Genomic DNA, 26527 nt, shown 5'->3' with positions numbered 1-26527 from the left:
AAAAACTTCACCCCTCCTTGGCAGCGCGGCGAGGGTGATTCACCGTGTGGGATAGTTCAGCGCTGCGGGTGGCTCATCCTGCCGATCCATCAGACGGCACACGTTTTGATAGCCCTGTACCAGCGCCGGCAGCCAATCTTTCGCCCAACGTGCGCCGTAGAACCACAGCGTCGCGCCATCCTCGAGCGGCGCGCCAACCCCCGGGTAGCCACTCCAGCACGCGCTGTGGAAGGCGCTGCTACGGCTGTCGGATACCAGGGCATCCAGTCGGAATGCACGCACCAGCTCATCGATTTCGTTGCGGGTGTGAAGGGTGTGATTGGCCCGGTGTGCAGGCACTGGTACCAGCTCGGTACCGGCCTGGCGCAGGATGTCCAAGGCTTTCAGGAAGGAGGGAGGGTGTTCGATCCGCCCCTCTTCGTGGTCATCCACAAACCGCTCGGCAAACCCCACGCGCCTGCCGCCCAGCGCGTGAGTAGCCGTGAAGGCCGTGTTGTTTTCCACCAAGGGGACTTCAACCATCACCGGCCCAGAGGGATCGACGCCACTTAAGGCAATCAACGACAGCGCCGGGTCGCGCAAGGGTTTCAGGGGAAGACTCGGAGCGTCATAACCTGGAATGGGGACGATTCGTCCAGGGTTGTCACGAGCCTGGGGCTCGACACCGAAAGCGATACTTCGCGGGTTCCCTTGCTCGTTGAGCGAAGTCGCCAGGCCAGACGCTTCAGTGAGCACAGAAGCTGGTTGACTCGGTGGGCACGGTATACCCGCCTGCCAATATTTCCGACACTTACTCTCCATAAATACCGTCCCCCGAGAATTGATTTTCCGGGGATCATCGCACCCTTGGCTGGCGTCTGTCGCAGCTCTGAAACAGCTTGAAAACTCCTTTTTCCGGCGGCTGTTCCGTCAGCCGGCTAGCTGTTCCTGCGCACCTTGGGCTTCAACCTCCAGCCACCACGCACACCCTCGCTCAGGCTGGTTCAAGCTGAACGCCTGCCCCATCTGCGGTGTGGTGATACACACGTTGCGCTCCCAGGCCAGGGCCATGATGCGGTCGAACGGTTCGTGCCAGGCATGGAACGCCAGGTCGAAGGTGCCGTTATGAATCGGCAGCAACCAGCGACCTTTGAGATCGATATGCGCTTGCAGGGTTTGCTCAGGTTGCATGTGCACGTGGGGCCAATCGACGTTGTAAGCGCCTGTTTCCATCAGCGTCAGGTCAAACGGACCGTACTGTTCGCCGATGCGTTTAAAGCCGTCGAAGTAACCGGTATCGCCGCTGAAAAAAATCCGTCGCGCACCATCGATCATCACCCAGGAACACCACAAGGTCTGGTTGGCATCCAACAGGCCCCGCCCGGAAAAATGCTGCGCAGGCGTGGCAACAAACCGAATGCCCTCCACCTCAGTGCCCTGCCACCAATCCAGCTGGCGCACTTTGCTGGCGTCCACGCCCCATTTCACCAGAATGTCCCCGACGCCCAGCGGCGCGAGAAAATAGCGGGTCTTATCGGCCAATTGGACGACAGCCTTGCGGTCAAGATGGTCGTAGTGGTTGTGGGAAAGAATCACTGCCTCTAGCGGCGGCAGCTCATCAAGACTGATGGGCGGCGGGTGGAAACGCTTGGGGCCGGCCCAACTGAACGGCGACGCACGCTCGGCGAACACCGGGTCGGTCACCCAGAATTTGCCGCGCATTTTCAGCAAGACCGTGGAATGCCCAAGGCGGAACACACTGTGATCCGGCGCCGCCAACAGCTGCTCGCGCGTCAGCGGCTGCACCGGGATCTGCCCCACCGGCCGCGTGCTACGCGGCTTGTTGAACAACATATTCCAGAAAATACGCAGGGTTTTGCCGAAGCCACCCTGCTGTACGGGCGCCTCGTTGCTGAAGTGCCCTTGGTCTTGCTTGGGCGCTGCCGGCGAAGAATCGACACGGGACGAAATCGTGGCCATTTACAGGTGACTCCTACAGACCGATCTTTAATTACACTGCACAGTGTAGTTTTAAGATTGCAACAAAATACACAGCAAGTAAACTACTGAGTGTAACTTTCCTTGACGAACCGAGCGCCCTCCATGACTGCCCCTCAACGCCTCACCGACCGTAAACGCGAAGCCATCGTGGCCGCGGCCATCGCTGAGTTTCGCGAAAACGGTTTCGAGGTCACCAGCATGGACAAGATTGCCGCCACCGCCGGCGTTTCCAAACGCACGGTGTACAACCACTTCCCCAGCAAGGAGGAGTTGTTTGCCGAAATTCTCCATCAACTCTGGGCAAGCAGCGTTGCGCAGCTCGACGTCAGCTACGCCAGCGACCGCCCACTGCGCGAACAACTGCGCGGTTTGCTGGAAGCGAAGATGAAGATGATGGCGGACGCCAATTTCCTCGACCTTGCCAGGGTCGCCATCGCCGCCACCATCCATTCGCCGGAGCGTGCGCAGGACATGGTCACCCGTCTGAGCAAGCGCGAAGAGGGTTTTACCCAATGGGTCCGCGCCGCCCAGGAAGATGGCCGGCTCAATTGCAACGACCCGGCATTTGCCGCGCACCAGATTCAGAGCCTGCTCAAGGCGTTCGCCTTCTGGCCGCAAATTACGCTCGGCCAACCGGTTCTGGACGCCGCCACTCAGGCCAATGTTATCGAGTCCGCCATCGACCTGTTCCTGGCCGGCTACGAAGTCACCCCTTCCCGTCAGCCATAAAACCTGTGGTGTGAACGACATTCCTGATCTTTTTGGCATATTCACGCGCTGTCCTGAACAAATGGCTTGGAAGGACACTGATTATTCCCACGCGAATAACTGACAATATTCACAGCTATTATCCGATCAACGGTTCGACCCGCTGACGCGCCTTGCCGCACCTGCTAATAAAGAACAGCCCCAGGAATTTATGGAAAACAGACGAGGCAAAGGGCTTTCATTTGCCAGACGTATCTACAAGCCAAGGATTATCGGCTTGGGCATCGGCTGCATCAGTGTCACAGGCGCGCTTTATCCGCTCGCAATGCCGGGCTGGGTCTGGGCTTTTCTGCTGTTCAACGGTTTCGCCTGGGCGCATGTGGCCTACCAACTCTCAGCGCGCTCGCAATTTCCCTACCAGGCCGAACAACGCAACCTGTTGTACGACTCATTGTTCGGCGGGTTCTGGGCCGCGGCCACGCAATTCACACCACTGACAACCGTCACCATCCTTTCCATGATGACCATGAACAACGTGGCGGCGGGCGGCAAGCGGCTGTTCCTGCATGGGCTGCTGGCGCAAGTGGCCGGTATCGGGGTCGCAGGTGCGCTTTTCGGCATTAAATTCAACCCCAACGTCAGCCTCACCCAGGTCTACACCTGCCTGCCGATGCTAACGCTCTACCCCATGGCCATCGGCATGGTTTGCTATCAGTTGGCGATTAAGTTGTCGGAACACAAACGCGCGCTCAGTGCCCTAAGCCGTACCGACAGCCTCACCGGCCTGCTCAATCACGGCTCTTGGAAAGACCTGCTGCACCTCAAATTCCACAAATGTCAGCAACAGCAAAGCCACGCCACCATCGCCCTGATCGATATCGACCACTTCAAGCAGATCAATGACACCCACGGCCATATCGTCGGTGACGCGGTCCTGCGGCAACTGAGCCTGGAGCTGCGGCGCAACCTGAGGGAAAACGACCTTGCAGGGCGGTATGGCGGCGATGAATTCTGTGTGATTCTTCCGCAAATGCCCATGGAACAGGCCGCCCAGGTCATGGAGCGCATGCGCGAGACCTTCAGCAATTACCGCAACCCACAGATCCCTGAATTGCGCGTGAGCCTGAGCATCGGCCTGGCCGATTTCCAACCCGTCTTTACCGACGCCGCCATGTGGCTGAATGCGGCGGACCGAGCGCTGTATGCCGCAAAAGACACCGGGCGTAACCGGGTCAACATGAGCGACGAGAGGGTCGCTTAGTCGCCGGAACCGGTCCTACCACACCTCATCTGAGTTTCCTTCCTGCGCGCTGGATCAAAGCAAAAGGCCACCACTTGTCGGCTACCCAAAAAAGGTCCTGCCATTGCGGCGAACTTCTTGTCAGGCTGATCACTCTGAACCCGTTGTCCCACCCCTCTGTCGGCACAAGGAAGCCGACAATGAGCAAGTCAACCGTACGGCGCATGCCTTACGGGGGCAGGCGCACACCCATGGAAACTCCCAGCAGCCTGCTTGTCCGAGCACCCGAACATGCTATTCAACGCCCACAAGAAAACCATAGATTCCCTGCAACACACCCTTGCCCAACACGCCAGTCTGTTGGACGCCATCGAGCGCTCCATGGCGGTGATCGAATTCGACCTGCACGGCAACGTGCTGCGGGCCAATGCCAACTTCCTCCAGGCCATGGGTTACCGCGCCGAGCAGATCGAGGGCCAGTCCCATCGAATGTTCTGCACTCCCGCGTTCGCCCGCAGCGCCGAGTACAACCAGTTGTGGTCGAACCTGCGCAATGGCCAGTACCAGTCCGGCACCTTTGAACGGGTGGCCGGCGATGGCCAGTCGGTGTGGCTGGAAGCCAGCTACAACCCGGTGCGCGATGACGCGGGCCATGTCATCAAAGTGGTGAAGTACGCCATGGATGTCACCCCACGCCTGCAGGCAGAAAGTGAAGCCAATGCCAAACTGGCCGCCATCAGCCGGGCCATGGCGGTGATCGAGTTCAACCTCGACGGCACCATCATCACGGCCAATGCAAACTTCCTGCAGCGCATGGGTTACACCCTCGCGCAGGTCCAGGGCCAGCACCACCGCCTGTTCTGCACGAAAGCGTTGGCCAACAGCCCGGCCTACGAGGATTTCTGGCGGCGCCTGAACCAGGGCGAAATGTTCAGCGGCCAGTTCGAACGGGTGGATAAGAACGGCCAGGCCGTGTGGCTCGAAGCCAACTACAACCCGGTGTACGACGCTGGCGGGCGCCTGTGCAAAGTGGTGAAGTTCGCCTCGGACGTGACCGCCATGGTGCAGCAACATACCGCCGACGCCGCCAGTGCCGCCCAGGCGTATCACATCTCCCTGAACACCCGGGACATCGCCGAAAAAGGTGCCGAAGTGATCCAGCAAACCGCCAGCGGCATGCGCGATATTGCAGCGGATATCGACGGTTCCTCACAACTGATCGCCAAGCTGGGCGAGCGCTCGCAGCAGATCACCGCCATCGTCAACACCATTCGCGGCATCGCTGACCAGACCAACCTGCTGGCCCTCAACGCCGCCATCGAGGCGGCGCGTGCAGGCGAGCAAGGTCGCGGGTTTGCGGTGGTGGCTGATGAAGTGCGGCAATTGGCTGCACGCACCAGCGGCTCCACGGCGGAAATCTCCAGCATGATCGCGATGATCCAGGACGAAACCCGCCAAGCCATCCACAGCATGGACGGCACCCGCGACCGCGCCGCGCAAGGGGTCGACCTGGCCAACCGCGCCGGCACGGTGATCCTGCAAATCCGCGAAGGCACCAGCGACGCGGTGCAGGCGGTGAGTGCATTCGCCAATGAGCGCGGTGGCAACTGAGCCGATCTTCATACGGGGGGGTGAGCGCTCGGTCTATAGTGCTTGCTTGTTTTCAAGCAAACGTCCGAGCCCGCCATGACCCCAGAAAAGACCGAAACCGCTTCCGTCGACCACCTGCGCTTCCACCGTCGCCACGCCCACTTGGCGCCGACCTTCGGCAATGACACTTTTGCCCTCAAGGCTGAAGCTTTCGCCCGGTTCTTCGGCACGCCTACCTTCCTCGGCGCACAAACCGCAATCGTGGTGGTGTGGGTGGTGCTGAACACGACCGGCATCACGCACTTCGATGTGTACCCGTTCATCCTGCTCAACCTGGCCTTCAGCCTGCAAGCGGCCTATGCCGCGCCGCTGATCCTGCTGGCCCAGACGCGCCAGGCCGCTCGCGACAAGGCGCAGTCAGAGGCCGACGCCCAACACCGCGAAGCCCTGGCCAGCGCTAACACTGAGCGCCAGGCCCAGGCGGCTCAGACCAGCAAACAGTTACTGGAGCTGCTGGAGCAAAATACTCGCCTCACGGAGATGACCAAGCAACTGACAGAACGAATCGAAAGCCTGACGAGCGAAATGCATGAGCACTTTGTGCGAAAAACCTAAGGCAACCGCACGTGTCGGCCCAACTCATCAAACAGCGTGACCACTGAGCGCAGCGCCCGACAATCGGGACGCGTGAGCAACCACAGCGCTGTGTCATGCCCCGCCAATGCAGGGCCCAACGGCTGCAGGCCTTCACCCATTAAAAAGTCGGGCAACGCCGCCACCCCCAAACCCGCACGCACCAACTCGGTGACCGATAACATGCTGTTGCAGCGATAGCTGGGGCGCACGCCAGGCAAGTGCTCGCGGCGCCAGACGACCGTGGGGTGGTCGGGCAGGAAGTCATCCGGGGCGATCCAAGGCAGGTCAGCCAATTCATGACCCATGTGCTGTTGGGCGAACTCCGGACGGGCACACACCTGATAAGCCACATTGCCCAGGCGCCGCCCCACCAGATGCTCCGGCGGCGTGCGGGTCAGGCGCAGGGCGATATCGGCGTCGCGGCGGCTGAGGTTGGCAAAATCATTCGACGTGCTCAACTCCAAGGTCAGCGCCGGGTACTCTGGCATGAACTGCGCCAGGGCCGGCAACAGCAAGCCTTGCAGCACCGAGTCGGTGCAGGTCAGGCGCACCGTGCCGCTGATCACCTCACCGCCTTGCTCCACACCGATGCGCGCGGCCTCCAGCGCTTGTTCGGCGCGTTCTGCCTGCTGCGCCAGGTTGCTCGCCAGACTGGTGGGCAGGTAGCCGGCGCGGCTTTTTTCAAACAACGTCTGGCCCAGCGCCGCCTCCAGGCGCCGCACCGCGCGGAACACCGTGGACACGTCCACGCGCAACAGCGCCGCCGCCCGTGCGAGCGTGCCGCCACGCACCAGGGCGAGGATCAACGATAAGTCTGGGTAGTCGATTGAATAGTGCGTCGCTGCATTGAGCATGTGTGGATACGCCAATATTGATTGCGTGAGCGCCAATCTATAGTGCGCCCCAGGACACCACAAGCCCTAGGACGAACACGATGAAAACCACGCCTTTGCACCTCGCCCTGATCGGCGACTACAACCCCGATGTCATCGCTCACCAAGCCATCCCCGTGGCGCTGCAACAGGCCGCCGAGACGCTGGGCCTGAGCATTCACGTACAGTGGCTCGACACCGATAACCTGCCCCCGTCACTGCACGGCTTCGACGGTTTCTGGTGCGTCCCCGCCAGCCCTTACCGTGACACCGAGGGCGCAATGCGCGCGATCCAGTTTGCCCGCGAGCAACGCCGACCGTTCCTGGGCACTTGCGGCGGTTTTCAACATGCGGTGCTTGAATACGCGCGCAACGTTCTGGGTTGGAAGGATGCCGAGCATGGCGAGCTCGCCCCGCAGTCCACGCGCGCTGTGATCGCGCCACTGAGCTGCGCGCTGGTGGAAGCCACCGACACCGTGCGCCTGGCGCCCTACACCCGGATCGCCGAGGCCTACGGCACCCTTGATGTGCAGGAAGGTTATCGCTGCCGTTATGGCGTGAACCCCGCGTTTCTCGATGCCTTGCTCAACGGCGACCTGATCCCCAGCGGCCATGACTCGGCGGGCGATCTACGGGCGGTGGAATTGCTCGACCACCCGTTCTTCGTCGCCACCCTGTTCCAGCCCGAGCGCGTCGCGCTGAAAGGCATCACCCCGCCCTTGGCGGTTGCCCTGCTCAAGGCTTGCCAGGCGGAGTCCGCATGATCGCCCCCACACCCAACCCGCCCTACTACGCGGTGATATTCAGCTCACAGCGCACCGAAGGCGATCAAGGCTACGGCCAGGCGGCCAGCCGCATGCTGGAACTGGCACGCGAACAACCGGGGTTTCTCGGCGTGGAGTCCGCACGGGAGGACGCTCTGGGCATCACCGTGTCGTACTGGGAGAGTGAAGCGGCCATCCTGGCCTGGAAGCAGCAGGCCGAGCACCGGGCGGTGCGCGAACAAGGGCGCGCCGCCTGGTACTCAGCCTTCCAGACGCGGGTATGCAAAGTCGAACGGGACTACCGTTTCAAGGCGGGCTAGCTCACAAGACTGCGCAACGCACTGATCTGCGGAATCTCCACCCGACGCATATACACCCGCAACGGCTCGGTGATGTTGATGCGGTCATCGATGTTTTGGTCCAGCAGCAACTGGATACGTTCGCGGGACAGGGTCATGGTCTGCTCCGGGGCCGGCAGCCAGACGAATTCGGCGGTGGGAATGATGCCGTCATCGGCCACGTCCATGCCGAAGGCGTCTTCGCTGAATCGCACGATGTAATGGCCTGTCTTGCGGTTGAGGCCAACAAAACCGTGGAGTTGGTCGGCGGCCTGGCAGATAAGCTCGGAGGTGATGCGCATGGTAAACCTCACTGAAAAGTCCCACAGGAACTGGAAAGATGGTTTACACGCGTGGCGAAAAGCGCCGCCCTCTAACGGGGCAGCTTCGGCCAAGAATACGGCAATGCCCGAGAAAAAAACCGAGAAAATTGAGGGCTGCACACGTTAATGTCGGTTTGGTGATAGCGCCTTTCGCAATCAATTGTTAAAAAGGAGGCCTTCTCAAAGCTACCTCTACGAAAGGACTTCGCCTATGCCTGTCACGTCTACCAAGAGCGCCCTGCTGCTCGCCCTGATGCTCGGCCTTGGCCAGGCACATGCGCAAGCCCCTATCAGCCCGGCCGAATTGGCGACCAACGAAGGCATCCCCTACCCTGCCGTGATCGCCCACCGTGGCGCTTCCTTCGATGCACCGGAATCCACCGCTGCCGCCTACAAGATCGCCCGCGACCTGGGTGCCGACTACCTGGAAATGGACCTGCAGCGCAGCAAGGACGGCGTACTGTTCGCCCTGCACGACAATAATCTGCAGCGCACCACCGACGTGGCCACCAAGTTCCCTGATCGCAAGGACGCCCCGGCCAACGAGTTCACTTGGAAAGAACTGCAAACCCTCGACGCCGGCAGCTGGTTCAACGCCGCCTACCCGGACCGCGCGCGCCCAGGTTTCGTCGGCCTGAAAATCCAGAGCCTGGACGACATCATCAAGATCGCTGAAGGCAACCCTCAGCACAAACCCGGCCTGTACATCGAAACCAAAGAGCCCAAGCAATTCCCCGGCATCGAAGCCGACCTGAAGAACAAGCTGCTCGACAAAGGCTGGCTGAGCTCCGCCGGTTCCAAGCTGGGCAAGAGCAACGTTGGCGTCGGCCAGGGCAAGGGTCGCGTGGTGCTGCAAACCTTCGAAGTGGCCAGCCTGAAAGAGCTGCAGAAAGAAATGCCGAACACCCCGAAAATCCTGCTGCTGTGGGTGGGTGAAGGCAGTATCGAACCGAAGAACAAGCAGACGTTCGCTGAATCCGGCGAAACCACCAAGGCCGCCTATTACGCCAAGCAAGAGCCGAAAGACGCTGCCGAGTTCGAAAAGTGGGTCGACGAAGCCAAGAGCCTCGGCGCCATCGGCACCGGCCCATCGGCTGAGCTGACCAATCACGGCGACCAGAGCTATTCGGACCTGGTCAAACCGGAAATGAACAAGCTGACCCACGACAAAGGCCTGCTGGTACACGTCTACACCGTGGACGAGCCGGTGGACTTCGAAAAAGTGATGAAGGCTGGCGTCGATGGCATCTTCACCAACCGCGCCGCCGAACTGCTGAAGTTCTACAAGCGCTGGCCGTCGTCCAGCGTGCAGGATCTGCTGAACGACTATAAGTACTGAGTGAAGGCCGAATGGTCAGGCCGCCTGTGGTTGGGCCGTGACTACGGCCTGATCCGCGGCGAGCTGGGGCGCACCGCGCCCCATGCGCACTACGCCCACCAATTGATGTTCTCCACAGGCTCACCGATCACGGTCAGCCTCGACGGCCAGGTCACCACGGCCCACCGCCTGTTTATCCCATCGCGACAGACTCACGCCATTCTTGAGACTCAAGGTGAGGTCTCGGTGCTGTACGCCGAACCTGCCGTGTTTGATATTGCCCCTTTGCTGCACCAGGACCTCTCCCTGGAGGCAATGCGTCGACTGCCTCGGCGCAGCCTGGATGATCCACGTCTGGAGCGCGCCCTCGCCGCACTGGATCAACACCTCGCCGGCAAAGTCTCGGCCCAGGCCCTGGCCCAGGCCGCGCACCTGTCATTGAGTCAACTGGAACGACTGTTCGCCCACCAACTCGGTTTGCCTGTGCGTCGCCTGGTGCTGTGGCGACGATTGCGCATCGCCCTGCACTTGGCGCTTGCCGGTGGCACGCTGACCGAAGCGGCTCACGGTGCGGGGTTTGCCGACTCAGCGCATTTTTCACGGACCATGAAGCAGTTGTTTGGCGTCACGGCGGCGGCGTCGTTGCGCCAGCTGAAGGTTGAGTTGTTAACCTAAACCATCCGGCAGTGACGGCTCTTTGCTCAAGCCAACCGTCTTGAAAGGATCACGCAACTGCGCCCCATAGCCCACCGGGAAATCCGGCCGACTGCCAATCCCAAGATCCCCCGGCCCGATGCGGTAGCCCGAGCGGTAATACGCCGTGCCCAACAGCCAATCCCAGAGGTTGAAAAACAAGCCGAAATTCACATCCCCGGCACGGCCGTATTTCATGTGGTGAAACCGATGCACCGGCGCCCAGGCGAACACCCAGCGCAATGGCCCTAGGCGCATGTCCACATTGGAATGCTGCAACAGCAGTTGAAGAGCAATGGCCAGCGCCAGCAATTGCGCCACGTCCAGCGGGATACCTAACAGGATCAAGGGCAGCAAGCCTGCAGTGGCTTCGAGCATCTGATGCAACGGGTGCTTCATCAAACCGTTGAAACCGTACAGCCGCTGCACACTGTGATGCACCGCATGCAGGCGCCACAGCAGTGCGATGCGATGGCTGGCGTAATGCATCAACGTAATGCCGGCATCAGCCAGAACAATAGCCATCAGCAGCTGTTCCCACAGCGGCCAGCCACGCGGCCAAATGCCTTCAAACGCCAACAACGCCGTGAGCCCAGGCAGGATCAACAAGCCCACGGCATTCAGGCTTTCGTTGACCAAGGCGTGCACGGTGTCGCGCCGACGATCACCGAGACTGCGATTCCACTGTGGTTCATAGGGCAACCACTGCTCCGCCAGGAATGACACTGCAACCGCTGTCACAAACAGCAAAATCAGCGCGTGCGGTTGCCAGAGTCCGCAAGCGATAAAGCCAAACAGAAATGCAGGCGCGTAGATCCAACTCACTAACCGTTTCATGCAGAGTCTCCCTTCAAGTGAGCCTCCAGCATGAAATCCTCCGCGCCTGGCGGATTGAACAAACTGCGCAACTGTTTGAATTAATTAAGGGTGAGTTAAGTTGCGCTGGTTAACCTGATCCCACTTAAACAGCTCACCCGAAAAGGATACACACCATGAAAACCTTGACCGCCCTGTTCGCCGCTACCGCCCTGACCCTGACCGCCGGCCTGGCCCAGGCGGATGTTCGCCCAGACCAGATTGAAGGCCTGCTCAAGTCCGGCGCCGTAATGCCTTTCGACAAACTCAACGCTGCCGCCGTGGCCAAACACGCGGGTGCCACCATCACTGACACCGAGCTGGACCACAACAACAGCGGTGTACTGGTCTACGAAGTTGACCTGACCGACACCGCCGGCAAGCGCTTTGAAGTGAAGCTCGACGCCAAGACCGGCGCCGTGCTGGAAGACAAGATCGATAGCTGAGTGACCGCTTCACTGAAAACCGCGCGACCTTCGGGTCGCGCGGTTTTTTTATGTCCGTGCGTAGGAAAAAAGCTCAATTCACCGAATGAAATTCCACTTACGGCGCGCAAGGTCGCTTAATTACGTTCGTCGGCGCGGGCACTAAGATCCGCTTTACCAGGACCACCACTCCCAGCGTCCCTACCCATTTGAAAGCTACATTTCGGTGCCGGAGTTCCGCACCGGCGGCCAGTTCTCCGGCACGATCTGCGTCCTAGCCTGCCAACGGCCTGATCAAGCGCTCAACAGCGAAGTAATTCGCAAACCGTCACAAAACTGTCAAACCCCCTTGCAATGATTCGCGACGCGACCTGTGAAACGTCCTACAGGCCTTTTCTCTGCGAGTCCCCATGAACCACAGCATCGACCACAGCCATCAGGATTCCGACCTGTTTGGCTTGCTTTACGGTTTCCGTTTTCGCCCCGGTGAAAAGGGTGAGCAGATCGATTCGGCCACGGCGCTCCAGGCCCTGCGCCAACCGGGCGACCCGGAAGAATTCATGTGGCTGCACCTGAACCTCGCCCATGCGGCGTGCGAGCGCTGGATGCAGGCAAACCTGGACCTGCCGGAAGAATTCTTCGAAGCCCTGCATGAGGGCTCGCGTTCCACGCGCATCGAACACGTCGACTCGGCCTTGCTGGCGGTGGTCAACGACGTGGTGTTCAACTTCAGCAGCATGGTGTCGTCGGATATCTCCACGCTGTGGGTCTGCGCCCGCAGTCGCTTGCTGATCAGCGCGCGCCTGCAACCGCTGCACTCGGTGGACAAGCTGCGCTCGTCGGTTAAGGCTGGCGAAGGCTTTCGCTCACCGCTGGCCTTGCTGGTACACCTGTTGCGCGACCAGGGTGAAGTGCTGACCCAGATCGTGCGCAAGACCAGCATCAGCGTCGACCATATCGAAGACCAGTTGCTGTCGTCACGTCTGTCCACCAACCGCGCCGAACTCGGTGCTGCACGCCGGGTGCTGGTGCGCCTGCAACGCCTGCTGGCGCTGGAACCGGGCTCGCTGTTGCGCCTGCTCAACCGCCCGCCGCAATGGCTGCAAAAGGAAGACGTGAAGGAATTGCGCAAGTCCACCGAGGAATTTGCGCTGATCATCAATGACCTGATGGCCCTGGGCGAACGCATCAAGTTGTTGCAGGAAGAAATCGCCGCCAACCTCAACGAACAAAGCAACCGCACACTGTTTACCCTCACCGTGGTGACGGTGCTGGCATTGCCGATCAATATCATCGCCGGTTTTTTTGGCATGAACGTGGGCGGTGTGCCGCTTTCCCAGGACCCGGAGGGGTTTTGGATATTGGTGGCACTGGTCGCGACCTTTACCCTGATCGCCGGGCGCTGGGCGTTCAGGAAGCGCAAGGATTACTGACCAGCGGCCAGCTCAATCACCCAAACACTGATGTATGGCAGCATCCCTGTAACATTTTGCAATGACTATGAACGACATCCTTCCCACACTGGATGCTCCGGCATGGCCACCCCTTCCCTGACTGCCTCCACCCACGCCTCACCTGCAGACCCTAAACCCAGGCTGGACAAGAAACCCGGCCTGGTGACGGTGATCGTGTTTTTCGCCGTGCTCGCCATGGGCCTGTTGTTCACCGCCTACAGCCTGATGCATGACATGCATGAAATGGGCGCGCAGCTCACGACGTGGACACCCTTTCTACTGCTGGGTGTGGCGCTGTTGATCGCCCTCGGGTTCGAGTTCGTCAACGGCTTCCACGACACTGCCAACGCCGTGGCGACGGTGATCTACACCAACTCGCTGCCGCCGCATTTTGCGGTGGTGTGGTCGGGCTTTTTCAACTTCCTCGGCGTACTTCTCTCCAGCGGTGCGGTGGCGTTCGGCATCATTGCGTTGCTGCCGGTGGAGTTGATTTTGCAGGTGGGTTCTTCGGCCGGTTTCGCGATGATCTTTGCCCTGTTGATCGCCGCGATCCTGTGGAATCTCGGCACCTGGTGGCTGGGTTTGCCGGCGTCGTCATCCCACACGCTGATCGGCTCGATCATCGGCGTCGGCGTGGCGAATGCCTTGATGCACGGGCGTGACGGCACCAGCGGCGTGGACTGGAGCCAGGCGATCAAGATCGGTTACGCCTTGCTGTTGTCGCCGCTGATCGGTTTCGCGTTTGCGGCGATGCTGTTGCTGGCCCTGCGCGCGTTCGTCAAGAACCGCGCGTTGTACAAGGCGCCCAAAGGCAACACGCCGCCGCCGTGGTGGATCCGAGGCATGCTGATCGCCACTTGCACCGGCGTGTCTTTTGCTCACGGCTCCAACGATGGGCAGAAAGGCATGGGCCTGATCATGCTGATCCTGGTCGGCACCCTGCCGATGGCCTACGCGCTGAACCGCACCATGCCGGCCGAGCAGTCGTTGCAGTTCGCGGCGGTGGCCGAAGTGACCCAAGTGGCGCTGCTGAAAAGCGCACCGCAAGCACTGACGGGCGATCCGCGCCCGATCCTCTCGACCTACATGCGCACCAAGGCAGCCACCCCGGAACTGATCCCGGCCCTCGCCGCCTTGGCCGGGCAGATCGGTGATGAAGTCAAAGGCTACGGTTCCCTGGCCAAAGTGCCTGCCGAGGCCGTCGGCAACGTGCGTAACGACATGTACCTGACCAGCGAAACCATTCGGTTGATGGACAAAGGCAAGGTCGGTAATTTCGACGCGGATACCCAGGGCAAGCTGCAACTGTTCAAGCAACAGATCGACAGTTCCACGCGCTTCATTCCGCTGTGGGTGAAGATCGCCGTGGCCATCGCCCTCGGCCTGGGCACCATGGTGGGTTGGAAGCGCATCGTGGTGACCGTCGGTGAGAAGATCGGTAAAACGCACCTGACTTATGCCCAAGGCGCCTCGGCCGAGATGGTGGCGATGCTGACCATCGGCGCGGCGGATATGTACGGTTTGCCTGTTTCGACCACGCATGTGTTGTCGTCCGGTGTCGCGGGGACCATGGTGGCGAATGGCGGTGGCTTGCAGATGCGGACTATCCGTAATTTGCTGATGGCTTGGGTGCTGACATTGCCGGCGGCAATTTTGCTGTCGGGCAGCCTCTACTGGCTGTTCACCCAACTCTTCTGACACAACTCAGGACAAAATGTGGGAGCGGGCTTGCTCGCGAATACGGTGGTTCAGTCAACATCTCCAGTGACTGACACTCCGTATTCGCGAGCAAGCCCGCTCCCACATTTGGATTTTTATTTCTTCAGTTGTTGAAGAGTCCAGTCATCGCTTTGACGCGTTTCTTGTACACCCGACGCGCCTCCAATGCTTGCTCCAGCGTCACCGCCACAAACCCCGCCCGCTGGTTCGGCTGCATCTGCCCGATCAGGTCCAGGTCGGCACTGATCACGGTGCCGATCATCGCGTAGCCACCGCCCGACACCGCGTCCCGGTGCAACACAATCGGCTCCAGCCCTGCCGGCACCTGGATCGAACCAATCGGGTAGCAGCTGTCGACGATATTCGACGGGTCAGAGCCCGCGCCGAAAGGTTGCTCCCGTGGCTGGAAGCTCAACGCACTGCCGCCCTTGAAGCGATAGCCGATGCGGTCGGCTTCGGAACCCACGGTCCACGGCTCGGCAAAGAAGCTGCTTTTGGCCGCCTCCGTCAGGCGCTCGTAATAAAGCCCGGGCACCACGCGCAGCGTCACGTCACCGCCCACTGATCGGCGCAGCGCCATCGGCAGACTGTTGCCCGCCCGGCCCGTGCCGCTGGCTTCACCGATGGGCAATTCATCACCTTCCTGCAAGCGCCGTCCGTGAAACCCGCCGAGTGCGCCGAGGGCATAGGTCGAGCGGCTGCCGAGCACCACCGGCACATCAATACCACCGGCCACCGCGAGATAAGTCCTCGCGCCCGCCTTGGGAAATTCAAAGCGCAACACCTGACCCGCACGCACCTGAAACGCGGTGTCCTGGTGCACCACTTCACCGTCCAGGCGCGGTGACATCAGGGCGCCGCTGAGTGCTACCAGCGCGTCTTGCTGAAATTCCAGTTCGGGGCCGATCAATGTGCACTCCAAGCCCGCAGCGCCGACCGGATTGCCCACCAGATGGTTAGCCGCACTCAACGCGTACTGATCCAAGGCACCCGACGGCGGAATGCCGAGGTGGTAGTAACCTTCGCGGCCAAGGTCCTGCACAGAGGTGGCGAGGCCGGGTTTGAGAACCTTGATCATGCCAGCGCCTCCTGCAGGGATTTTGGATAGCCAATGGGGTCGGCGAGAAAGGCATCGAGGGAAAATTCCACCGGGCGGATGCGCAGGTCGAAACGTCCTGCGTCCACGTCGGCAACGGCCAGGTCGTAGGCCGCACGGTCCATGGGTTTGAACTGCACGATATCGCCAGGACGGAAGAACACCATGTGTTCCTTGAGGTAGGCCAGTTGCTGCGCCGGATCGTAGATCGGCGCCGGGGTCACGCCGAACATCTGGTAACCACCGGCACCGCGCACCGAGTAAATACAACCAAAACAGCCGCCATGGCCAAGGGTGAGTTTCGGCGTGTCGGTACGCGGGCGCAGGTACTTGGGCACCTGCAACTGCCGCTCTCGTTCGACCATCTGGAACATGAACGGCAAGCCCGCAACGAATCCGACCATCGACACAAACCACGGCGCGCCACTGTGGGCGGCGATAAACGCCTCCACATCGGCGAGCCCGTTGATGCGCGCAGCGTATTCCAAGTCCGTACCGCTGGGGTCTTGATGGCGGTCGCGAAAACGCATCAGCGTTTCGTGGGTCCACGGGTCGTTGTAGAGCACCGGGATTTCAATGATGCGCGTGTGCAAGGTGCGCTCGGCCACGGCCTGGGCTTCGGCGGTCTGCACCGCATCGAGCAGCACATGGGGGGCGATGCGGTCGGGGTCGAAGCGGATCTGGAACGATGCATTGGCCAGGCATACATCCAGAACGCCTTCCAACGCCAGGCGCTCCACGGCACGGGTCACCGCCATGCCTGTGAAAAAAGCCTCCAGGGACATGCTGTCGCTGACCTCGGCAAACAGGTGTTCATCGCCACCGAAGCTGTAGCGGATGGGGGATGTTTCAGCCATGTCTGTTCCTCTTGGAATCATTGTAGAAAGGCAGGCGAAAAAATGGGGGATGGTTCTTATTGTGGTGTTTTGACGGTAATGCCCGCTTGGTCCAGGGCTTCGCGGGTGGCTTCCACCAACTCCAGCGCACCGGGGGTGTCGCTGTGCAGGCAGATGGAATCGAATTCGATGAGCAGGTCTTCGCCTTCTACAGTTCGCACACGCCCCGTCTGACAAGCCCGTAGGACGCGCGCCGCCACCGTCGCAGGATCCAGTGCCCGCACGTTGCGGGTAAACACGATGGAGCCGGTCAGATCGTACTCACGGTCGGCGTAAAACTCCCGCACCACCGGCTGCCCCAGCTCCTTGGCCACGCGCCAGATCACCGAGTTGGGCATGCAGTACAACAGCAGGGTCGGCTCGATGATTTGCAGGTTCTGTACCAGCAACCGTGCGGCTTCTTCATCACGGGCCAGGTGCATGTAGAGCGCGCCATGGGGCTTGATGTGTTGCAGAGTCATACCTTGGGCCCGGGCGATTTCACGCAGGGCGCCGAGCTGGTAGAGCATGTCGTCCACCAGCTCCTGGGCTGGCGCGTTAATGTGGCGACGACCGAAGCCGACCAGGTCCCGAAAGCCCGGATGCGCCCCAATGGCCACGCCCAGTTGCTTGGCGCGCTCGACCGTGCGACGCATGGTGCCGGGGTCACCGGCGTGGAAGCCGGTGGCGATATTGGCCGAGCTGATATAAGCCATCAGCTCCGCGTCGACGCCGTCGCCGATGGTCCAGGGACCGAAGCCCTCGCCCATGTCCGAGTTGAAATCCACTGCCTGCATCAGAGTCGCTCCGCCTAAGTGATGGAGGAAAAGTAGGCTGCCGCTTGACCCCTTGGGAAGATCTATTATCAGATGACCCATCTTCTGAAAAACAGATATCGCTATGTCCCTGACCTTGCGCCAAATTCGTTATTTCGTCGCCACCGCCGAAATCGGCCAGATTTCCCAGGCGGCCATTCACCTGAACATCTCGCAATCGGCGGTGACCACGGCGATCAAGGAACTGGAGGCCATGCTCGGCGTGCAGCTGTTCGTGCGCTCGGCCCAGGGCATGAACCTGACCGACGCCGGCCGGCACTTTCTCAACCGTGCCTACGTGATCCTGCGCAGCGTTGATGACGCGCTGAACAGCCCGCTGCCCGATTACCGCGCCCGTGGCGTGCTGCGCCTGGCCGCCAGCTACACGGTCCTCGGTTACTTCTTGCCGCACCACCTGCAGCGCATGGAGCACTGGCATCCGGACGTGACCATCGAGGTGTTTGAACAGGAGCGGCAGGCCATCGAACAGGGTCTGCTCGACGGCCTGTTCGACATGGCCGTGGTACTCACCGCCAACCTGACCCACCCGGATATCGTTTCAGAAATTCTGTTCAACTCGGAGCGTCGCCTGTGGCTGCCCAGCCATCATCCTTTGTGCGAACGTGGCGCCGTGAGCCTGGCGGATGTGGCCCAGGAGCCCTACATCCTGCTCACCGTCGACGAGGCCGAACACAGCGCCATGCGGTATTGGGAGCACGCCGGGCAGACGCCCAAGGTGCGCCTGCGCACCAGCTCAGTGGAGGCGGTGCGCAGCATGGTCGCCAACGGCAGCGGCGTGGCAATCCTGTCGGACCTGGTGCATCGGCCTTGGTCCCTGGAAGGCAAGCGCATCGAAACGCTCACGGTCACTGATCCGGTCACGCCGATGAGCGTGGGCCTCGCCTGGCACCGCGAGCGCGCATTCACCCCGGCGATGCAGGCGGTGCGCGATTACTTCCACGACGCGTTCCTGGCGCCGCAACAGTTGTCGGCGCGGCGTTAAAGATGGGCTTGCAGGGTGGCGGCCAACCAGTCCATGAACACCCGCACCCGCAACGGCAAATGACGCTGGCCGGCGTACAGCAATGACACGTCCAACGGCGGCGCCGGGTAGTCCGGCAGCACCGACACCAGCTCTCCGCTGGCCAACAAGGCGCGTATCCCCAGCAGCGGTACTTGGGTAATGCCGAAGCCGCCCAGGCACGCCGCCTGATAAGCATCCGTGCTGTTGACGGTGACACGCCCCGCCATCGGCACGCGCTGCACTTTGCCGCCCGACTGATACTCGAAGCCGGATGAACGGGCGCCCAACGGCCGTACATAGTGCACCAATTGATGGTCCGCCAAGTCGGACAGGGTCTGGGGCACGCCATAACGTTGCAGGTAGGCCGGGCTCGCGCAGTTGACCATCGGCATACTGCACACCCGGCGCGCCACCACGGTTTGATCGGGCTGGGCGCCCACCCGCAAGACGCAGTCGAAACCTTCGGCGATCAGGTCCACCTGTCGGTCGGAGCTGCTGATTTCCATCTGGATCAGCGGATGGCGTTCCATGAACAGCGGCAGGTGCGGCAGGATCATGCCGCGCGCCATCACGTTAGGCATGTCCACGCGAATCCGTCCGGTCAATTGCGCCTCATCCTGACGAAACAACCCCTCCAGTTCCTCCATGTGCGACAGCAAGTCCTTGCTGCGCTCATACAACACACGGCCGTCCTGGGTAACCTGCACCTTGCGCGTGGTGCGCTGCAGCAAACGCGTGCCGAGCAATTGCTCCAGGGCCTGCACGTGTTCTGACACCGTAGAACGCGGCAGCCCCAGGCTCTCACCGGCCTGGGTAAAACTCGACAGTTCGGTGACGCGCACGAAGGTGCGCAGCAGCTCAAGCTTGTTCATGGGATTGTTCGCCTTATCCGGCCAGTGATTCCGGGATAACGCTGTTTATCACGTTATGGGCGAATAAATACACTCAGTGTCACTGATCACCTGAGAGGACTGCACCATGACCCGTAAAATCGCACTTATCACCGGCGCCAGCCGTGGCCTGGGCAAAAGCGCCGCGTTGCACCTGGCGGCACAAGGCGTCGATATCATCGGCACCTACCACAGCGCAGCGGCTGAGGCCCAGTCAGTCGTCGAGCAGGTCCAGGCCTTGGGTGGCCGCGCCGCGATGCTGCAACTGGATGTGAGCCAGAGCGGCACCTTCGATGGTTTTGTCAGCGAAGTCGGCCGCTTGCTCAAGGATGTATTCGCACAAGAGCACTTCAACTTTCTGATCAACAACGCCGGCATCGGCGCCCACGCCAGCTTTGCCGAGACCACCGAAGCCCAGTTCGACCAATTGGTAGCGATCCACTTCAAGGCGCCGTTTTTCCTCACGCAAAAACTGCTGCCACTGATCAGCGATGGCGGGCGCATCATCAATATCTCCAGCGGACTGGCGCGGTTCAGCCTACCGGGGTATGCGGCCTATGCATCGATGAAAGGTGCCGTGGAGGTGCTGTCCCGCTACCAGGCCAAGGAGCTGGGCCCACGTGGGATCACCGTCAACACCCTGGCCCCCGGCGCGATTGCCACCGATTTCGGCGGCGGCGCAGTACGCGACAACTCGGACTTGAACGCGATGGTGGCCAACAACACGGCCCTGGGGCGCGCCGGTTTGCCGGACGACATCGGCGGGGCGATTTCCACCTTGCTGGCCGACGGCAGCAACTGGATCACCGGCCAGCGCATCGAGGCCTCGGGCGGCATGTTTCTCTGATTTCACACATCACCTGCAGGAACAAGCTTGCTCGCGAAAAACCTGAGAGCACCACGCTTATCCAGGCAACCCGCATTATCGTTAACGCTCTTCGCGAGCAAGCTCGCTCCTACAGAGACTGGCGTTTCTGTTGATGACTTTTTCCCGAATCACGTCATACCCCCAGTGATACACATAGGTGTAAGGCAGGAAGAACAGCAGTACGCCGATGTCGAGCATAAACGCCTGCATCAGGCTGATGTTGAGCCACGCCGCGATCAAAGGTACCGCGACGATAATCAGTCCGCCTTCGAACATCAGCGCATGCAACACCCGCGTCCAACCGCCACCCGAGAGTTGCAGGCGCACCTTGAGGCGGTCGAACAGGCTGTTGAAAATGATGTTCCAGGTCAGCGCCAACAGGCTCAGGCCCAAGGTCACCGCCCCCATCTCCAAGGCCGGCCGCCCGGTGATCCAGACCAGCAGCGGTGTACAGATCAACAACGCCAGGCCTTCAAAACCCAGGGCTTGGCAAACACGTTCAGTAATCGACTTGGTGGGGTGCATGACCCTTCTCCGTGAGTAACGATGGTTGCCATCATTACCCTTTGAATCGATACTTCATAACTAATAACCATCGATCAAGGCGATACTCATGGCCTCTCACGAAGTGCTGCAAGCATTTGTCCAAGCGGCCACCCAAGGTTCGTTTTCTGCCGCGGCGCGCAAGCTGGGCAAGAGTCAGTCCACCGTCAGTGCGGCGGTGGCGAGCCTGGAGATTGACCTGGATGTAGTGCTGTTCGACCGCAGCAGTCGCAAACCGACACTGACTCCGGCTGGGCATGTCCTGCTGCAACGCGCCGAGCAGGTGCTGGAGGCCAGCAGTCGCCTGGAGTTGGCGGCGAGCCAGTTGGCCCAAGGGTTGGAGCCGAAGGTGACGATCGCCATGTCAGACACTTATCAGTCAGAACGCTTCGAACTCGCCCTCAAGGCCTTCGAACAGCGCTACCCGGACCTTGAACTGGAATGGTTGATCGCCGAGTGCGAAGACTTGATCGCCCTGGTGCAAAGCGGTCGCGCACAGATTGCCTTGATCGAAGCCCAGGAGGTTTACCCGCCCGACCTGACCCGCTCGCCCGTCGCCGAACGCACGGAAATCGCGCTGTTCGTCGCGCCTACCCACCCATTGACCCGCGTAGAAAACATCGACCCGCACGCCTTGCAGCAATACCGTGAACTGCGCCTGGCAAGCATCATCAGCCCCAACGAAACGCGCCCCTCAGGCCGTGTGTGGTCTGCGCCGAGTTTTCTGATGCTGATGGAGATGGCTCAACTCGGCTTCGGCTGGGCGGAATTACCGCGCTGGTTGGTGGAGCGTTTTGGCAATGCCGAGCTGGTTGAACTCAACGTCCGCGGTTGGCCACGCTCGGTGGCGGTAGATGCCCTGTGGTCACGGCAACACCCACCGGGGCCAGCCGGAAGCTGGATGCTGAGCCAGATGCTCGAATAACGCCAACAGCGTTATGCGGCCGACAATTGTGGCGGGCGGTGGGTCTGGAAATAGTCGTGCAGCGCGCGTAACGCGGGCAACTCCAAGGCTTGCGCGGCAAAACACAATCCCACTCGGCGTGTAGGTGCGGGCAGGTGCCACTGCCGAATCACCACGCCAACCCGCTCAACCGCCTGCGACTGAGGCAACATCGCCACGCCCAGTTCGTCGTCCAACTGCTTGAGGGTCACCGACAAGGTCGGCTGGCTGATGAACAAACGCTGGTGTTGCGCTCTTCAAAGACCGTGAGAAATGCCTTGAGGTGACGCACATCCATAGCTTAATCCGATGACTGAGTAGCCGCAGCATGTGTGCATTCGTGAGATCGTGTTGGCCGCGACGCGTCAGCAGCCATAACCCAGACAGTGCAAACAACCCGGTTCACTGTGGGCGCTGGCAAGCCAGCGCCCACATTTGGATCGTCAGCGGAGGGGCGATTGCAGCTCGGCCAGGCGTTGTTCGAGGAAGCGTTTCTCCGGGGCTTGCTGGGTCAGTGACAGGGCTTTTTCGTAAGCTGCGCGCGCCTCTTTAACTCGCCCCAATTGCCGACAAAACTCCCCCCGCGCCGAATGCACCCAGTGGTAATCCAGCAACTCACCGCGCGCCAGAATCCCCTCCACTTGCTGCAACCCTGCCAACGGCCCATCCCGCATAGCCAGCGCCACGGCGCGGTTCAATTCGATCACCGGTGATGGCGCCGCCCTGAGCAATACATCGTAGAGCCCGACGATCTGCGGCCAGTCCGTCTCATCTGCACGCGACGCTTCGGCATGCACTGCCGCGATGGCCGCTTGCAGGCCATACGGGCCAAAGCGCCGAGTGCCCAGCGCCTGCTCTACCAACGTGCAACCTTCGGCAATCAGGGCCGCATCCCACAGCGAGCGGTCCTGTTCATCCAGCAGCACCAACTCCCCGTTGGCCGAGGTGCGCGCCGGGCGTCGGGACTCATGCAACAGCATCAGTGCGAGCAGCCCCATGACTTCGGGCTCGGGCAGCAATTCCAGCAACAAACGCCCCAGGCGAATGGCTTCGCGCGTCAACGCTTCACGGGTCAGGTCAGCGCCCATGGACGCCGAATACCCCTCGTTGAACACCAGGTAAATCACCCGCAATACACTGTCCAGCCGCTCGGGCAATTCGTCCAGGGATGGCACTTGGTAAGGGATCTTGGCCTCGCGGATCTTGCCCTTGGCCCGCACGATGCGCTGGGCGATGGTGGCGGGTGTGGCCAGGAACGCGCGGGCGATTTCTTCGGTGGTGAGGTCACAGATCTCACGTAAGGTCAGCGCGGCCTGGGCATCCGCCGCCAACGCCGGGTGGCAGCAGGTGAAGATCAACCGCAGGCGGTCGTCTTCCACGTCTTGGTCACTCCAGTCAGCCGCTTCCAGCGCATCGGCCTGCTCCTGCAGCAACGGAGTGAAACGCGCCTCGCGGCGCAGCCGGTCGATGGCCTTGAAGCGACCAGTCGACACCAGCCAAGCCCGTGGATTGTCCGGCACACCGTCCAGCGGCCAGCGCTGCACCGCCACGAAAAACGCTTCGTGCAGGGCTTCCTCGGCCAGGTCGAAGTCACCCAGCAAGCGAATCAGCGTCGCGAGCACCCGGCGTGATTCGCTGCGGTAAATGGCCTCGACCGACAGGGTCAATCGGGCATGCCCTGGGTCACCAGGGTGACCAAACGATCCAGGCTCTGGCCCCAGCCGTCATGAAAGCCCATGGCTTCGTGGGCCTGCTTGTCTTCGGCACTCCAGTGCATGGCGCGAGCGGTGTAAAGCGTCTTGCCGTCGACCTCTTCGAAGGTGACTTCGGCGCTCATGAACGGCTTGCCCGAGGGGATCCAGCCGGGCATGAAGGCGTCAGTAAACACCAGTCGATTGGGCGCATCGATTTCCAGAAACACACCCTGCGTCGGGTACTCGGCACCGTCCGGCGCCCGCATCAAGGTGCGAAACAGGCCACCGACCCACAGGTTCATTTCGCACTCGGGGGTGGTCATGCCGTGGGGGCCCCACCATTGCTGGAGCAAGGCAGGTTCGGTCCAGGCGCGGAACACCCGGCTGCGCGGCGCATCGATCACGCGGCTGATGGACAATTCAAACTCGGCTGGTTGCGTAGACATGGGATAAACCTCTTGAGTCTTATGGTTGTTCTGTTCAGAGATTCAATTCACGCACGGGGCGCACTTCCACACTGCCGACCCGGGCAGCCGGAATGCCGCCGGCCACCTGGATCGCTTCATTCAAGTCACGGGCCTCAATCAGGTAGAACCCGGCGAGTTGCTCCTTGGTCTCGGCAAACGGCCCGTCGGTGATCGATAACTTGCCATTGCGCATCCGCACGGTGGTGGCGGTGCTCACCGACTCCAGCGCTTGGGCGGCGAGCATGCGGCCGCTGCCGTGAACGGCTTCGGCGTATGCGTGGCATTCCGGGTCCTTGGGACTGTCGGGCAGACTGTGCAGCAACGCTTCTTCGCTGTAGACCAGGCACAGGTATTTCATGGCGTTCTCCGTTTTCGGATTACTGACTATAGGTCGCGACGGTCAAGGTTTCAGGTCGAACAGACCGGCGCCGGTTTCCATGTCGAACGGTGCGGACCAGTGCTCATGCACCACTTTCCATTGGCCGTCGATACGCTGGTAACCGGCGGTGACCCGCATCCAGCAGGTCTTGAGCACGCCATCCGGCCCAGTGCCACCGCAGTGGGCGAGCCAGTGGGCAAAGGCGCTGTCCTCGGCGGCGACGATATGCAGCTCATGAAAGTCAAACACGCCCGGGCCGGGGCAGAACTCCATGCAGGCCTGCCAGTGCGCCTGGTAAGCGGCCTTGCCTTTGAATTGCAGGGCGTTAACGGCGTCGAACGCGACGATATCGTCGGCGTAGAAGCTGACTATTTTCTCGACATCCTTGGCGCTGACGGCGTGTTTCCATTGTTCGATCAGGGCGTTGATGGCAGTGCTCATGGCGGTACTCCTTGGGGGTGAAAATCACGAAAGACACCCTTAGTCGAATAGCTCTTCGGCAAATCGACACGCCGCTTAAAAATATTTTCGCCCCGGTAAACCCGCTAGAATCCAGGCCTCTTTGTAGCATTTCGGATACGCCCCCGATGGAAACCCGCCTCGCCCTTTATGAGACGTTGAGCCTTGTGCAGAAACAGCAACTCGACACCCTGCACGTGCATCCCGAGCAACTGGCGTATTCCGGTGATATCCACTGCGCGCTGAACAGCCTGCTGGTCAATCCCAACCCTGGCGCCATCAAAGGCTTCGCCCTGCTCGCCGACGACCTGCCCGTGGCCTTCCTCCTGCTCAAACGCCCACCCTGCCTGCCCCACTGGGCCGATGAACACAGCGCGACCTTGCATGCATTGCAAGTGGATCGGCATCAACAAGGGCGCGGATTCGGCAAGGCCTGTTTGCAAGCCCTTCCGGCGGCGGCACGGCAAGCGTGGCCGCAGATCAAGGGCCTGGAATTGTCGGTGGACGCGGACAATGTGGCGGCAATGGGGCTGTATCTGAGGGCTGGCTGGGTGGACAGTGGGGAGGCATATAAGGGACGGATTGGGTATGAGCGCAGGTTGAGGTGGGTCTTCGATCAGGCCGACTTCGACACGCTCAACATGTAGCGTATGCATAACTTGAACCCAAGGAGCAGGCCAATGAGTATTCCTTCCAGGCGTTCGGGCACGCACACCAAGACCGTAGGCGGCAAGGATCTGAGCTTCGGTAATCCCCCCCTCAAGAGGGCTTCGACGCCAGCGGCAATCCTGACTCGGGGGTCGGTAACAACGGCGAAGTGGTCCTGGCCCAGGGCAACGTTGCGTTTTATGCCATGGCCTGCGGCCCCCAAGGCACCCTTGGTGTCGTGGGGGCGTCTAGCGCTCGACACCGAGCTGACAGGGGCCCGACTACCAGCCCCTGTTCCAGTCAGACCTTCTGCCCCACCGGCAACCAGATCTCCACCGTCCCGGTGCCCTTGCGCGCATCAAAATCCGCGCTGTAGCGCTCAAAATCCGCGCCCATCACCTTGTAGCCCGAGTGCGGCAGCCATTCAAACATGATGCGCTCGTACGTCTGCTCAAGCGCCTGTACCGGCCCGTAGTGCGGGAACACGGCGTAGTTGAGCGGTGGGATTTCGATGAATTCGAAGTTGCTCGGCACATCGCCTTTGGTGGGGACTTCGACACCGGCCATGTAGTCGAATTCGCCCTGCCTGGGGTTATGGCAAACGCCATACGTCACGCCGCCCACACGCTGCTTGATGTCCTTGATACAGGTATCGAACAACTCCCACAATTTGGGGATATCCCCCACGGTGGCCTTCGAATAACGCCCTTGCACCCCGGCGATCACCAAGGCTTTACCGGCTTCCATGCGTGGCTCTAACGGTTGTTTTGTCTGCTGATCCATACGAACAGTCTCCTTCTTATGAGGGAACAAACCCGCATCGAGTATAGGGGCATATTCGCGCTGGACTCCATGCAGAAAATTTTCCTACGCATCTGGACAACTGGCCATCATCGACCGTATTGTCTGCC

General features: G+C 60.9%; 30 protein-coding genes and 2 pseudogenes. 16 read left to right on the top strand and 16 right to left on the bottom strand.

The genetic code is table 11. The features are described 5' to 3' along the window. Positions 1 to 39 precede the first annotated feature (39 nt). Together AC4PS7_RS27155 and AC4PS7_RS27150 are read right to left on the bottom strand one after the other, a co-directional pair. Positions 40 to 735 carry a hypothetical protein gene (locus AC4PS7_RS27155; protein ID WP_231621419.1) on the bottom strand — a complete coding sequence of 232 codons (696 nt, stop codon included), beginning with the start codon at positions 733 to 735 and terminating at the stop codon, positions 40 to 42. A 174-nt stretch (positions 736 to 909) separates the two neighbouring features. After that, positions 910 to 1959, bottom strand: coding sequence for an MBL fold metallo-hydrolase (locus AC4PS7_RS27150; RefSeq protein WP_045791704.1), 1050 nt, complete (start codon positions 1957 to 1959; stop codon positions 910 to 912). A gap of 123 nt (positions 1960 to 2082) precedes the next feature. On the opposite strand from AC4PS7_RS27150, the gene AC4PS7_RS27145 reads away from it, so the two are divergent. The 5 genes and pseudogenes from AC4PS7_RS27145 (at position 2083) to AC4PS7_RS27125 (ending at position 6133) form a co-directional block, all read left to right on the top strand. Further along, a complete protein-coding gene (locus tag AC4PS7_RS27145; protein WP_044287744.1) occupies positions 2083 to 2709 on the top strand; it encodes a TetR/AcrR family transcriptional regulator in 627 nt (208 codons plus the stop codon). Positions 2710 to 2899: 190 nt separating this feature from the next. After that, positions 2900 to 3949 carry a diguanylate cyclase gene (locus AC4PS7_RS27140; protein WP_187517339.1) on the top strand — a complete coding sequence of 350 codons (1050 nt, stop codon included), beginning with the start codon at positions 2900 to 2902 and terminating at the stop codon, positions 3947 to 3949. A 270-nt stretch (positions 3950 to 4219) separates the two neighbouring features. Next, positions 4220 to 4987: pseudogene (locus AC4PS7_RS27135) on the top strand (PAS domain-containing protein); the annotation flags it as partial. Further along, positions 4988 to 5539 carry a methyl-accepting chemotaxis protein gene (locus tag AC4PS7_RS27130; protein ID WP_370737429.1) on the top strand — a complete coding sequence of 184 codons (552 nt, stop codon included), beginning with the start codon at positions 4988 to 4990 and terminating at the stop codon, positions 5537 to 5539. A gap of 75 nt (positions 5540 to 5614) precedes the next feature. After that, the gene (locus AC4PS7_RS27125; RefSeq protein ID WP_010208274.1) at positions 5615 to 6133 is read left to right on the top strand and encodes a DUF1003 domain-containing protein; all 519 of its coding nucleotides are present in this window, start codon (positions 5615 to 5617) and stop codon (positions 6131 to 6133) included. Here the strand turns inward: AC4PS7_RS27125 and AC4PS7_RS27120 are convergent. Next, positions 6130 to 7008 carry a LysR family transcriptional regulator gene (locus AC4PS7_RS27120; RefSeq protein ID WP_010208272.1) on the bottom strand — a complete coding sequence of 293 codons (879 nt, stop codon included), beginning with the start codon at positions 7006 to 7008 and terminating at the stop codon, positions 6130 to 6132. The two genes, AC4PS7_RS27125 and AC4PS7_RS27120, sit on opposite strands and share 4 nt — an antisense overlap. Before the next feature lie 80 nt (positions 7009 to 7088). Here AC4PS7_RS27120 and AC4PS7_RS27115 point away from each other — a divergent pair, with 80 nt between their 5' ends. Both AC4PS7_RS27115 and AC4PS7_RS27110 read left to right on the top strand, forming a co-directional pair. After that, positions 7089 to 7790 (top strand): CTP synthase C-terminal region-related (seleno)protein, encoded by a 702-nt coding sequence (locus AC4PS7_RS27115; protein ID WP_042571259.1) that lies wholly within the window; start codon positions 7089 to 7091, stop codon positions 7788 to 7790. Continuing rightward, positions 7787 to 8110 (top strand): antibiotic biosynthesis monooxygenase family protein, encoded by a 324-nt coding sequence (locus tag AC4PS7_RS27110; protein WP_010208269.1) that lies wholly within the window; start codon positions 7787 to 7789, stop codon positions 8108 to 8110. Before AC4PS7_RS27115 ends, AC4PS7_RS27110 begins: the two co-directional genes overlap by 4 nt. On the opposite strand, the gene AC4PS7_RS27105 is transcribed toward AC4PS7_RS27110, so the two are convergent. Then, positions 8107 to 8430 (bottom strand): DUF2025 family protein, encoded by a 324-nt coding sequence (locus AC4PS7_RS27105; RefSeq protein WP_010208268.1) that lies wholly within the window; start codon positions 8428 to 8430, stop codon positions 8107 to 8109. The genes AC4PS7_RS27110 and AC4PS7_RS27105 overlap by 4 nt on opposite strands. A gap of 232 nt (positions 8431 to 8662) precedes the next feature. Between AC4PS7_RS27105 and AC4PS7_RS27100 the strand changes: the two genes are divergently transcribed. Both AC4PS7_RS27100 and AC4PS7_RS27095 read left to right on the top strand, forming a co-directional pair. Beyond that, entirely contained in the window at positions 8663 to 9790 is a 1128-nt protein-coding gene (locus AC4PS7_RS27100) for a glycerophosphodiester phosphodiesterase family protein (RefSeq protein ID WP_010208267.1), read from the top strand. Beyond that, positions 9791 to 10444, top strand: a complete 654-nt coding sequence (locus AC4PS7_RS27095; RefSeq protein WP_010208266.1) for a helix-turn-helix domain-containing protein — start codon at positions 9791 to 9793, stop codon at positions 10442 to 10444. It begins immediately after the preceding gene. Here the strand turns inward: AC4PS7_RS27095 and AC4PS7_RS27090 are convergent. Next, positions 10436 to 11299 carry a sterol desaturase family protein gene (locus AC4PS7_RS27090; protein ID WP_010208264.1) on the bottom strand — a complete coding sequence of 288 codons (864 nt, stop codon included), beginning with the start codon at positions 11297 to 11299 and terminating at the stop codon, positions 10436 to 10438. The genes AC4PS7_RS27095 and AC4PS7_RS27090 overlap by 9 nt on opposite strands. Positions 11300 to 11454: 155 nt before the next feature. On the opposite strand from AC4PS7_RS27090, the gene AC4PS7_RS27085 reads away from it, so the two are divergent. From AC4PS7_RS27085 to AC4PS7_RS27075, 3 genes are all read left to right on the top strand, one after another. After that, positions 11455 to 11763, top strand: coding sequence for a PepSY domain-containing protein (locus tag AC4PS7_RS27085; protein WP_010208262.1), 309 nt, complete (start codon positions 11455 to 11457; stop codon positions 11761 to 11763). A gap of 389 nt (positions 11764 to 12152) precedes the next feature. Further along, positions 12153 to 13175 (top strand): transporter, encoded by a 1023-nt coding sequence (locus tag AC4PS7_RS27080; protein ID WP_021491282.1) that lies wholly within the window; start codon positions 12153 to 12155, stop codon positions 13173 to 13175. A gap of 102 nt (positions 13176 to 13277) precedes the next feature. Beyond that, the gene (locus tag AC4PS7_RS27075; protein ID WP_492179834.1) at positions 13278 to 14894 is read left to right on the top strand and encodes an inorganic phosphate transporter; all 1617 of its coding nucleotides are present in this window, start codon (positions 13278 to 13280) and stop codon (positions 14892 to 14894) included. Positions 14895 to 15018: 124 nt separating this feature from the next. Here AC4PS7_RS27075 and AC4PS7_RS27070 read toward each other — a convergent pair whose 3' ends face one another. From AC4PS7_RS27070 to AC4PS7_RS27060, 3 genes are read right to left on the bottom strand one after another with little or no spacing between them, the layout of a single operon-like run. Beyond that, entirely contained in the window at positions 15019 to 15993 is a 975-nt protein-coding gene (locus tag AC4PS7_RS27070; RefSeq protein ID WP_021491280.1) for a 5-oxoprolinase subunit C family protein, read from the bottom strand. Next, entirely contained in the window at positions 15990 to 16868 is an 879-nt protein-coding gene (locus AC4PS7_RS27065; RefSeq protein WP_010208253.1) for a 5-oxoprolinase subunit B family protein, read from the bottom strand. The genes AC4PS7_RS27070 and AC4PS7_RS27065 overlap by 4 nt, the downstream gene beginning before the upstream one ends. Before the next feature lie 56 nt (positions 16869 to 16924). Then, positions 16925 to 17683: a 5-oxoprolinase subunit PxpA gene (locus AC4PS7_RS27060; protein ID WP_021491279.1), complete on the bottom strand. Its 759-nt coding sequence runs from the start codon at positions 17681 to 17683 to the stop codon at positions 16925 to 16927. Between the two features lie 103 nt (positions 17684 to 17786). Between AC4PS7_RS27060 and AC4PS7_RS27055 the strand changes: the two genes are divergently transcribed. Further along, positions 17787 to 18704 (top strand): LysR family transcriptional regulator, encoded by a 918-nt coding sequence (locus AC4PS7_RS27055; RefSeq protein WP_010208250.1) that lies wholly within the window; start codon positions 17787 to 17789, stop codon positions 18702 to 18704. Here AC4PS7_RS27055 and AC4PS7_RS27050 read toward each other — a convergent pair. Then, a complete protein-coding gene (locus tag AC4PS7_RS27050; protein WP_010208249.1) occupies positions 18701 to 19597 on the bottom strand; it encodes a LysR family transcriptional regulator in 897 nt (298 codons plus the stop codon). The genes AC4PS7_RS27055 and AC4PS7_RS27050 overlap by 4 nt on opposite strands. A gap of 106 nt (positions 19598 to 19703) precedes the next feature. On the opposite strand from AC4PS7_RS27050, the gene AC4PS7_RS27045 reads away from it, so the two are divergent. Beyond that, positions 19704 to 20462: an SDR family NAD(P)-dependent oxidoreductase gene (locus tag AC4PS7_RS27045; protein WP_021491277.1), complete on the top strand. Its 759-nt coding sequence runs from the start codon at positions 19704 to 19706 to the stop codon at positions 20460 to 20462. Positions 20463 to 20543: 81 nt separating this feature from the next. Here AC4PS7_RS27045 and AC4PS7_RS27040 read toward each other — a convergent pair whose 3' ends face one another. Further along, entirely contained in the window at positions 20544 to 21008 is a 465-nt protein-coding gene (locus AC4PS7_RS27040; RefSeq protein WP_010208247.1) for a multidrug/biocide efflux PACE transporter, read from the bottom strand. A gap of 88 nt (positions 21009 to 21096) precedes the next feature. On the opposite strand from AC4PS7_RS27040, the gene AC4PS7_RS27035 reads away from it, so the two are divergent. Continuing rightward, complete coding sequence (locus tag AC4PS7_RS27035) at positions 21097 to 21951, top strand: LysR family transcriptional regulator (RefSeq protein WP_010208246.1); 855 nt, start codon at positions 21097 to 21099, stop codon at positions 21949 to 21951. An 11-nt stretch (positions 21952 to 21962) separates the two neighbouring features. Here AC4PS7_RS27035 and AC4PS7_RS27030 read toward each other — a convergent pair. The 5 genes and pseudogenes from AC4PS7_RS27030 to AC4PS7_RS27010 form a co-directional block, all read right to left on the bottom strand. Further along, positions 21963 to 22154: pseudogene (locus AC4PS7_RS27030) on the bottom strand (LysR family transcriptional regulator); the annotation flags it as partial. Positions 22155 to 22412: 258 nt separating this feature from the next. Next, the gene (locus tag AC4PS7_RS27025) at positions 22413 to 23636 is read right to left on the bottom strand and encodes an RNA polymerase sigma factor (RefSeq protein WP_198831766.1); all 1224 of its coding nucleotides are present in this window, start codon (positions 23634 to 23636) and stop codon (positions 22413 to 22415) included. Further along, positions 23633 to 24109, bottom strand: a complete 477-nt coding sequence (locus AC4PS7_RS27020) for an SRPBCC family protein (protein WP_044287754.1) — start codon at positions 24107 to 24109, stop codon at positions 23633 to 23635. Before AC4PS7_RS27020 ends, AC4PS7_RS27025 begins: the two co-directional genes overlap by 4 nt. Before the next feature lie 34 nt (positions 24110 to 24143). Then, positions 24144 to 24488 (bottom strand): YciI family protein, encoded by a 345-nt coding sequence (locus AC4PS7_RS27015; protein WP_010208240.1) that lies wholly within the window; start codon positions 24486 to 24488, stop codon positions 24144 to 24146. A 42-nt stretch (positions 24489 to 24530) separates the two neighbouring features. Then, a complete protein-coding gene (locus tag AC4PS7_RS27010) occupies positions 24531 to 24950 on the bottom strand; it encodes a YybH family protein (protein ID WP_106119622.1) in 420 nt (139 codons plus the stop codon). 146 nt (positions 24951 to 25096) lie between these two features. Between AC4PS7_RS27010 and AC4PS7_RS27005 the strand changes: the two genes are divergently transcribed. Further along, positions 25097 to 25615, top strand: coding sequence for a GNAT family N-acetyltransferase (locus tag AC4PS7_RS27005; protein WP_010208238.1), 519 nt, complete (start codon positions 25097 to 25099; stop codon positions 25613 to 25615). A 301-nt stretch (positions 25616 to 25916) separates the two neighbouring features. Here the strand turns inward: AC4PS7_RS27005 and AC4PS7_RS27000 are convergent, their stop codons facing one another. Further along, the gene (locus tag AC4PS7_RS27000; protein ID WP_010208237.1) at positions 25917 to 26399 is read right to left on the bottom strand and encodes a GyrI-like domain-containing protein; all 483 of its coding nucleotides are present in this window, start codon (positions 26397 to 26399) and stop codon (positions 25917 to 25919) included. Positions 26400 to 26527 lie beyond the last annotated feature (128 nt).

It is taken from the genome of Pseudomonas sp. DW-iso3, from assembly GCF_058725305.1.
This window is presented reverse-complemented; position numbering and strand designations above follow the sequence as displayed.

What these genes read in the sequence shown, in the direction of transcription:
- AC4PS7_RS27125 (WP_010208274.1), top strand. Translation starts at nt 5,615, where the DNA reads ATGACCCCAGAAAAGACCGAAACCGCTTCCGTCGACCACCTGCGCTTC.
- AC4PS7_RS27065 (WP_010208253.1), bottom strand. Translation starts at nt 16,868, where the DNA reads ATGGCTGAAACATCCCCCATCCGCTACAGCTTCGGTGGCGATGAACAC.
- AC4PS7_RS27010 (WP_106119622.1), bottom strand. Translation starts at nt 24,950, where the DNA reads ATGAGCACTGCCATCAACGCCCTGATCGAACAATGGAAACACGCCGTC.
- AC4PS7_RS27075 (WP_492179834.1), top strand. Translation starts at nt 13,278, where the DNA reads ATGGCCACCCCTTCCCTGACTGCCTCCACCCACGCCTCACCTGCAGAC.
- AC4PS7_RS27045 (WP_021491277.1), top strand. Translation starts at nt 19,704, where the DNA reads ATGACCCGTAAAATCGCACTTATCACCGGCGCCAGCCGTGGCCTGGGC.
- AC4PS7_RS27145 (WP_044287744.1), top strand. Translation starts at nt 2,083, where the DNA reads ATGACTGCCCCTCAACGCCTCACCGACCGTAAACGCGAAGCCATCGTG.
- AC4PS7_RS27105 (WP_010208268.1), bottom strand. Translation starts at nt 8,430, where the DNA reads ATGCGCATCACCTCCGAGCTTATCTGCCAGGCCGCCGACCAACTCCAC.
- AC4PS7_RS27085 (WP_010208262.1), top strand. Translation starts at nt 11,455, where the DNA reads ATGAAAACCTTGACCGCCCTGTTCGCCGCTACCGCCCTGACCCTGACC.
- AC4PS7_RS27120 (WP_010208272.1), bottom strand. Translation starts at nt 7,008, where the DNA reads ATGCTCAATGCAGCGACGCACTATTCAATCGACTACCCAGACTTATCG.
- AC4PS7_RS27070 (WP_021491280.1), bottom strand. Translation starts at nt 15,993, where the DNA reads ATGATCAAGGTTCTCAAACCCGGCCTCGCCACCTCTGTGCAGGACCTT.
- AC4PS7_RS27060 (WP_021491279.1), bottom strand. Translation starts at nt 17,683, where the DNA reads ATGCAGGCAGTGGATTTCAACTCGGACATGGGCGAGGGCTTCGGTCCC.
- AC4PS7_RS27005 (WP_010208238.1), top strand. Translation starts at nt 25,097, where the DNA reads ATGGAAACCCGCCTCGCCCTTTATGAGACGTTGAGCCTTGTGCAGAAA.
- AC4PS7_RS27040 (WP_010208247.1), bottom strand. Translation starts at nt 21,008, where the DNA reads ATGCACCCCACCAAGTCGATTACTGAACGTGTTTGCCAAGCCCTGGGT.
- AC4PS7_RS27130 (WP_370737429.1), top strand. Translation starts at nt 4,988, where the DNA reads ATGGTGCAGCAACATACCGCCGACGCCGCCAGTGCCGCCCAGGCGTAT.
- AC4PS7_RS27100 (WP_010208267.1), top strand. Translation starts at nt 8,663, where the DNA reads ATGCCTGTCACGTCTACCAAGAGCGCCCTGCTGCTCGCCCTGATGCTC.
- AC4PS7_RS27000 (WP_010208237.1), bottom strand. Translation starts at nt 26,399, where the DNA reads ATGGATCAGCAGACAAAACAACCGTTAGAGCCACGCATGGAAGCCGGT.
- AC4PS7_RS27055 (WP_010208250.1), top strand. Translation starts at nt 17,787, where the DNA reads ATGTCCCTGACCTTGCGCCAAATTCGTTATTTCGTCGCCACCGCCGAA.
- AC4PS7_RS27140 (WP_187517339.1), top strand. Translation starts at nt 2,900, where the DNA reads ATGGAAAACAGACGAGGCAAAGGGCTTTCATTTGCCAGACGTATCTAC.
- AC4PS7_RS27090 (WP_010208264.1), bottom strand. Translation starts at nt 11,299, where the DNA reads ATGAAACGGTTAGTGAGTTGGATCTACGCGCCTGCATTTCTGTTTGGC.
- AC4PS7_RS27150 (WP_045791704.1), bottom strand. Translation starts at nt 1,959, where the DNA reads ATGGCCACGATTTCGTCCCGTGTCGATTCTTCGCCGGCAGCGCCCAAG.
- AC4PS7_RS27015 (WP_010208240.1), bottom strand. Translation starts at nt 24,488, where the DNA reads ATGAAATACCTGTGCCTGGTCTACAGCGAAGAAGCGTTGCTGCACAGT.
- AC4PS7_RS27080 (WP_021491282.1), top strand. Translation starts at nt 12,153, where the DNA reads ATGAACCACAGCATCGACCACAGCCATCAGGATTCCGACCTGTTTGGC.
- AC4PS7_RS27020 (WP_044287754.1), bottom strand. Translation starts at nt 24,109, where the DNA reads ATGTCTACGCAACCAGCCGAGTTTGAATTGTCCATCAGCCGCGTGATC.
- AC4PS7_RS27050 (WP_010208249.1), bottom strand. Translation starts at nt 19,597, where the DNA reads ATGAACAAGCTTGAGCTGCTGCGCACCTTCGTGCGCGTCACCGAACTG.
- AC4PS7_RS27035 (WP_010208246.1), top strand. Translation starts at nt 21,097, where the DNA reads ATGGCCTCTCACGAAGTGCTGCAAGCATTTGTCCAAGCGGCCACCCAA.
- AC4PS7_RS27115 (WP_042571259.1), top strand. Translation starts at nt 7,089, where the DNA reads ATGAAAACCACGCCTTTGCACCTCGCCCTGATCGGCGACTACAACCCC.
- AC4PS7_RS27110 (WP_010208269.1), top strand. Translation starts at nt 7,787, where the DNA reads ATGATCGCCCCCACACCCAACCCGCCCTACTACGCGGTGATATTCAGC.